The 6,339-nt window shown below is 40.7% G+C and carries 3 protein-coding genes and 1 rRNA gene; all 4 read right to left on the bottom strand.

Annotated elements, in window-relative coordinates; translation table 11 throughout:
* Window positions 1-89 (bottom strand): 16S ribosomal RNA (locus ACIQXH_RS15020); the annotation flags it as partial.
* A gap of 310 nt (window positions 90-399) precedes the next feature.
* Window positions 400-1,395 carry an HD-GYP domain-containing protein gene (locus tag ACIQXH_RS15015; RefSeq protein ID WP_403124265.1) on the bottom strand — a complete coding sequence of 332 codons (996 nt, stop codon included), beginning with the start codon at window positions 1,393-1,395 and terminating at the stop codon, window positions 400-402.
* 276 nt (window positions 1,396-1,671) lie between these two features.
* On the bottom strand, window positions 1,672-4,251 hold the full coding sequence (gene gyrA, locus ACIQXH_RS15010) for a DNA gyrase subunit A (protein WP_402991096.1): 2,580 nt from the start codon (window positions 4,249-4,251) through the stop codon (window positions 1,672-1,674).
* Window positions 4,252-4,346: 95 nt separating this feature from the next.
* On the bottom strand, window positions 4,347-6,272 hold the full coding sequence (gyrB, locus tag ACIQXH_RS15005) for a DNA topoisomerase (ATP-hydrolyzing) subunit B (RefSeq protein WP_402871286.1): 1,926 nt from the start codon (window positions 6,270-6,272) through the stop codon (window positions 4,347-4,349).
* Window positions 6,273-6,339: the final 67 nt, after the last annotated feature.

The raw sequence follows: 6,339 nt of genomic DNA, 5'->3' as shown, positions 1-6,339 counted from the left end.
GGGAGCAAGCTCCCATCGATTCGCTCGACTTGCATGTATTAGGCACGCCGCCAGCGTTCGTCCTGAGCCAGGATCAAACTCTCCGAAGAAATGTTTGACTTGCTCATTTTGCTTTTTTATAGTGTGTGCTCACTCAAAATTTACGTTGGCGCTTTGTTTTGTTCAGTTTTCAAAGAGCAATTATTCAATCGCCCTGAAGCGACTTTAATAATATATCAAATATATTATTTGTTGTCAACAACTTTTTATTAACTCGCTGTCGACTTAATTAGTATATCTATTATCGCTACTAATTGCAAGTGTTATTTTAAAATAAAATAAAATGACCAATAGGTTTACCTTGAATCGTCCCCCTTTTATAAGGAGGCTTACTAATTAATCTAGTAAGCTACCCATAAATTATAGGATTTCCTCTATATATATTTCCCTATTGGATCCCAAATCAATTATATCACCATTATCATATAAACGAACCAGTGGCCTAGTTTGTGAATTAGCATTTATGAACATGATGTCAGCTATGGAACCATCATTTAATTTGACTTTGGTCCCAACCGCAAAACTGGAGAAGCAAGCTAAAAGCGCTTGAACGACCGTAATGTCAAATTGGCCAAAACTATCATGGAGAATCATTTCCACTACTTTGAACGGAGGCTGTTTCTTTCTATAGACTCTTTCGGATGTCATTGCATGAAAAACATCCGCCACTGCTATTATTTTCGAGAATAGATGCATGGTTTTCGCTCTCATCTTGTGAGGATACCCGCTCCCATCCAACCTCCCGTGATGCTCTAGTACTGCTAGCTTCACGCTATCCGTAATGATTGAACTATCTTTAATCATTTGATAACTGGAAATGGGGTGATTCTGGACCTCTTCATTCTCTTCCAAAGACAAGCTTGTGGCTTTATTGAAAATGCTGGGGGGGAGTTTGGCCATCCCACAGTCTGCCAAGCACCCACCAAGAGCTACTTGGTAGATATCAGCTAACTCACATTTCATTTTAAACGCGATGAGTGCTCCTATTAAGCCAGTTGATATAGCATGGTGATAGATATAATCTTCTTTATTGCTGTAATGATGAAGCTTCAGGATAGCACTCGGTTCTTCCAATGCTTTAACCACTAGAGGGATAAGAGACGACCGAATGATGGCCACTTCGACTTTACTACCTGCCTGCCAATTTTTAAAAAGCTGCTTATAGGTTTGGACAGTTTTTAAATAGTGGGTGATGAAGTCGGAGGAATCTTCTGTATCGTCTAGTTCCTTATCAATGATTTCCTTCGGGATAAATCTTTCTCCGTCAATCAACATCTTTTCAACACTAACTTCTTGTATTAAGAAGACTTTCAAGACTTCTATCAATTCAGAAGTCAATATCGTTTTCTTGTTCATGATAGGGTGGCCCATGTATCCCTTAATATCTTTTGAAAGTATGCAACCTTCTACTAAAAAGTCGGTTTTCACCAGCAAAACTGTTCACCTCTGTAACAGTTATTTAACACAGACTATTTTACTAGAAAATTATGGAGATATCCATCTTTTTATGATAAATTACCTATTAATCATTCAATGATTCAAAAAAAATTTAGGCATTTATAACCACATTGGTGTATGTACAACAAAAAAAGGCCCAGCTAAATTAGCCTGGGTCCCCTTTGCTACACCTTTTTATTCTTCCGTATCTGTATCTGTATCTACATCTATTTCAGTTTCATCGTTCACTGCAGTTTCACCAGCGTCTTGAACTGACTCCTCAACAGGAGCATCTTCATCGATGCCTTCTACTGGTTCAAGAAGTTCTTCTTCTTCCTCTTCACGTCCAACGATAGCCACAGTCGAAACATATTCATTTTCCGAAGACTCAAGACGGATGAGCTTAACACCCTGTGTATTACGACCTGTCTTAGAAATTCCTTCAACTTCCATTCGGATCAATACACCGGCAGCTGTAATCAGCATCAAGTCTTCTTCTTCCCCTGTAACGGTTTTCACGGCAACAAGCTCACCGTTTTTCTCTGTGACATTACAAGTTTTGATACCTTTACCACCACGGCTTTGGATACGGTATTCCTCAGCGTTTGTCCGCTTTCCATAACCATTTTTCGTAACAATCAGTACTTCTTCATCTTCTTCCAAAATCTCCATGCCGATTACTTCATCGGAGGCTCTTAAGGAAATTCCTTTTACCCCAGCAGCTGTACGTCCCATTGTACGGACATCGGTTTCTGGGAAACGAATCATCATTCCCGCTTTAGTACCGATGATAATTTGCTTTTCGCCATTCGTGAGTCGAACCGAAATCAGTTCATCATCTTCACGGAGACCTACAGCTATCAATCCATTATTTCGGATATTAGCGAAGGATGACAACGGTGTACGCTTAGATATACCGTGTCTTGTTGTGAAGAACAAGTACCAATCATTAGTGAATTCCCTCACTGGGATGATTGCATTGACCCATTCTCCTTTATCAACTTCTAACAGATTGATAAGAGGGAGCCCTTTTGCTGTCCGTCCATATTCAGGTATTTCATATCCTTTAGAACGATAGACTTTCCCTTTATTGGTGAAGAATAATAATGTATCGTGAGTCGATGTCGTTAACAGATGATCAACAAAGTCGTCAGCATTTGTACCCATACCTTGTATGCCTCGCCCTCCACGTTTTTGACTACGATACGTAGTGGCAGGTAACCGTTTGATATATCCATTATGCGTTAGGGTCACGATAATATTTTCTTCAGGGATTAAATCCTCATCTTCCAGACTTTCAAAACCTACTAATGTAATTTCAGTTCTCCTCTTATCATTGAAACGCTCTTTTATTTCTAGAAGCTCTTCACGAATGATTTCAAGAACCTTCTCTTCATTGGCCAAGACCGCTTTGAATTCTGCGATCAATGCCATCAAGGCTTGATACTCTTCTTCAATTTTTTCTCGTTCCAAACCAGTTAAGCGTTGTAAACGCATATCCAAAATAGCTTGGGCTTGCTTTTCTGAAAGCGAGAATTGAGTCATTAACCCTTCTCTAGCTATTTCAGTAGTCTGTGAACCACGTATTAATGCAATGACTGCATCCAAATTATCAAGTGCTACTCGTAATCCCTCTAGTATATGGGCCCGAGCTTCCGCTTTACGCAGTTCAAATTCCGTTCTACGACGAATGACAATCTTTTGATGTTCCAAGTAATGATACAGGCATTCCTTCAAGTTCAAGACCTTAGGCTGCCCGTTTACCAAAGCAAGCAGGTTAATTCCAAAAGTCGTTTGCATGGCAGTATGTTTGTATAAATTATTTAGGAGGACATTCGCATTTACGTCTTTCCTAAGCTCCATGACAATTCTCATACCGTTACGATCCGACTCATCCCGTAGATCGGTTATGCCTTCAATCCTCTTATCCCGAGCAAGCTCGGCAATTTTTTCTATCAATCTTGCCTTGTTCACTTGATAAGGGATTTCCTTAACGATAATGACTTGTTTACCATTGGCTTTCTCTTCGATTTCAACTCTAGCACGTTGAATGATTGAACCTTTTCCTGTTTCATAGGCTTTCCTGATACCACTCCGGCCTAATATAAGCCCTGCAGTCGGGAAATCGGGTCCAGGAATGTGTTCCATCAACTCTGGAATCGTAATTTCTGGATTTTTACTTAATGCCAATACGCCATCAATTACCTCGCCTAATTGGTGAGGAGGGATATTGGTTGCCATTCCGACAGCTATCCCTGAAGAACCATTCACTAATAAGTTTGGGAAACGAGCCGGCATAACAGCAGGCTCTCTTTCCGAACCATCATAGTTATCTTGGAAGCTAACTGTATCTTTGTTTAAATCACGAAGCAATTCCATCGATATTTTCGACATCCTTGCTTCCGTATACCTCATTGCAGCCGCTTGGTCACCATCGACAGATCCGAAGTTCCCATGACCGTCGACAAGCATATAACGATAGTTAAAGGGCTGCGCCATCCGGACCATCGTTTCATACACAGCAGAATCACCATGAGGATGATACTTACCGATTACTTCACCTACAATACGGGCTGATTTTTTAAATGGTTTATCCGACGTCATCCCAAGATCATTCATTGCATAAAGAATTCTCCGGTGCACCGGTTTCAAGCCATCCCTTACATCAGGCAAAGCCCGAGCTACAATAACACTCATGGCATAATCTAAAAAGGACGTCCGCATTTCCTTGCTTATATTTATCTCTTGCACACCTGATCTTTCTATTTCAGACATGGAGCCAACCTCCTTTATAAAGCTTATACTTTCATTTTTGGATCGGGTCGTGAACTATGTAAAGAACAGGATATAAGATCATCCTGTTAAACAAATTAAATATCTAGATTTTTTACATAAATCGCGTTTTCTTCAATGAAATTTCGACGTGGTTCAACCTTATCCCCCATGAGCATCTCGAACGTTTCATCCGCTTCAACGGCATCTTTTAAACTAACCTGAAGCAATGTTCTCGTGTCAGGGCTCATGGTCGTATCCCATAGTTGTTCTGGATTCATTTCCCCCAGCCCTTTATAGCGCTGTAGGTTAGGCTTCGGTGTGCTTGGAAGGCTTGCCATTATTGTTTCAAGCTCCCGGTCATTATAGGCATAATCCACCTTTTTCCCCTGTTGAATCTTGAAAAGAGGTGGCTGGGCGATATAGATATAACCATATTCGATGATTTTTCTCATATAGCGGTAGAAGAATGTCAGCATCAACGTTCTAATATGGGCACCATCTACATCCGCATCGGTCATGATGACAATTTTATGATATCTTGCCTTTTCAATATTGAATTCATCGCCAATACCCGTTCCAAGTGCAGTAATAATCGTACCAATCTCCTCATTATGAAGAATTCGATCCAATCGCGCTTTTTCAACGTTTAAAATTTTACCCCGTAGTGGCAAAATAGCTTGGAAGTGGCGGTCACGGCCTTGTTTGGCAGATCCTCCGGCAGAGTTTCCTTCCACGATGTACAATTCGCTGATACTAGGATCCTTGGACGAACAATCCGCCAGTTTACCCGGTAGATTGGAGACTTCCAATGCACTTTTTCTTCTTGTTAACTCACGTGCTTTCTTGGCAGCCATTCTTGCCCTTGCAGCCATAAGCCCTTTATCTATGATTTTTCTGGCGACTGCAGGGTTTTCGTATAAGAAGGAATCCAACCTTTCGGAAAGAATGGAATCCGTTACAGTCCTGACTTCAGAGTTCCCCAGTTTTGTTTTCGTTTGCCCTTCGAATTGGGGCTCAGGGTGCTTAATCGATATGATTGCGGTTAATCCTTCACGCACATCTTCACCAGAGAAATTATTATCCGCTTCCTTCAAAAGTCCGTTTTTCCTAGCGTAATCATTGATTACGCGGGTCAACGCAGTCTTGAAACCTGATTCATGCGTACCGCCTTCATAGGTATGAATATTATTGGCAAAAGAAAAAAGGTTACTAATATAGCTATCATTGTATTGAAGAGCTAACTCGATAGAAATGCCATCTTTTTCGCCTTCCATGAAAATGGGTTCTTCATGGAGTACTTCTTTAGAACGGTTCAAATGCTCTACATATGACTTAATTCCACCTTCATAGTGGAATTCCTTGATTTTTTCCTCTTCTTCACGCTTATCTTCAATGATCAGCTTCAATCCTTTATTTAGGAAAGCGAGCTCTCGGATACGAGTTGCCAGCGTATCAAAATCATATTCTATGGATTCCGTGAATATTTCCTTATCCGGAACAAAGTGGACCGTTGTACCCGTATGGTCAGTTTCTCCGATAACCTTTAGGTCCTCTTTAGGTACACCACGATTAAATTGTTGATAGTGTATTTTTCCGTCACGATGAACAAATACTTCTAACACTGTCGATAGGGCATTTACGACTGAGGCACCTACACCATGCAGACCTCCGGAAACCTTATAGCCTCCGCCGCCGAACTTCCCACCAGCATGAAGTACAGTCATGATTACTTCTACTGCAGGACGACCCATTTTTTCATGTATACCCACTGGTATACCACGACCATTATCGACAACAGTAATACTGTTGTCCTTTTCAATTGTCACTTTTATTTCATCACAAAAACCTGCTAGCGCTTCATCAATACTATTATCGACAATTTCCCAAACAAGATGGTGAAGTCCTTTTGCAGATGTGGTACCGATATACATGCCGGGACGCTTACGTACTGCTTCTAAGCCTTCTAAAACCTGTATCTGATTCTCATCGTATGCCTGAGCTTGTACTTCTTTTTGTTCCATTGTCATACGTATCCACCTACACTTTTCTTTTGGCATTTATCACTTTAAAGGATAACAATAATCTATA

Origin of the sequence: Peribacillus sp. NPDC097225 (assembly GCF_044761955.1) — a bacterium.
Lineage (GTDB): Bacteria > Bacillota > Bacilli > Bacillales > DSM-1321 > Peribacillus.
Note: the sequence above shows the minus strand (reverse complement) of the source record. Positions and strands in the feature narration are given on the sequence as shown.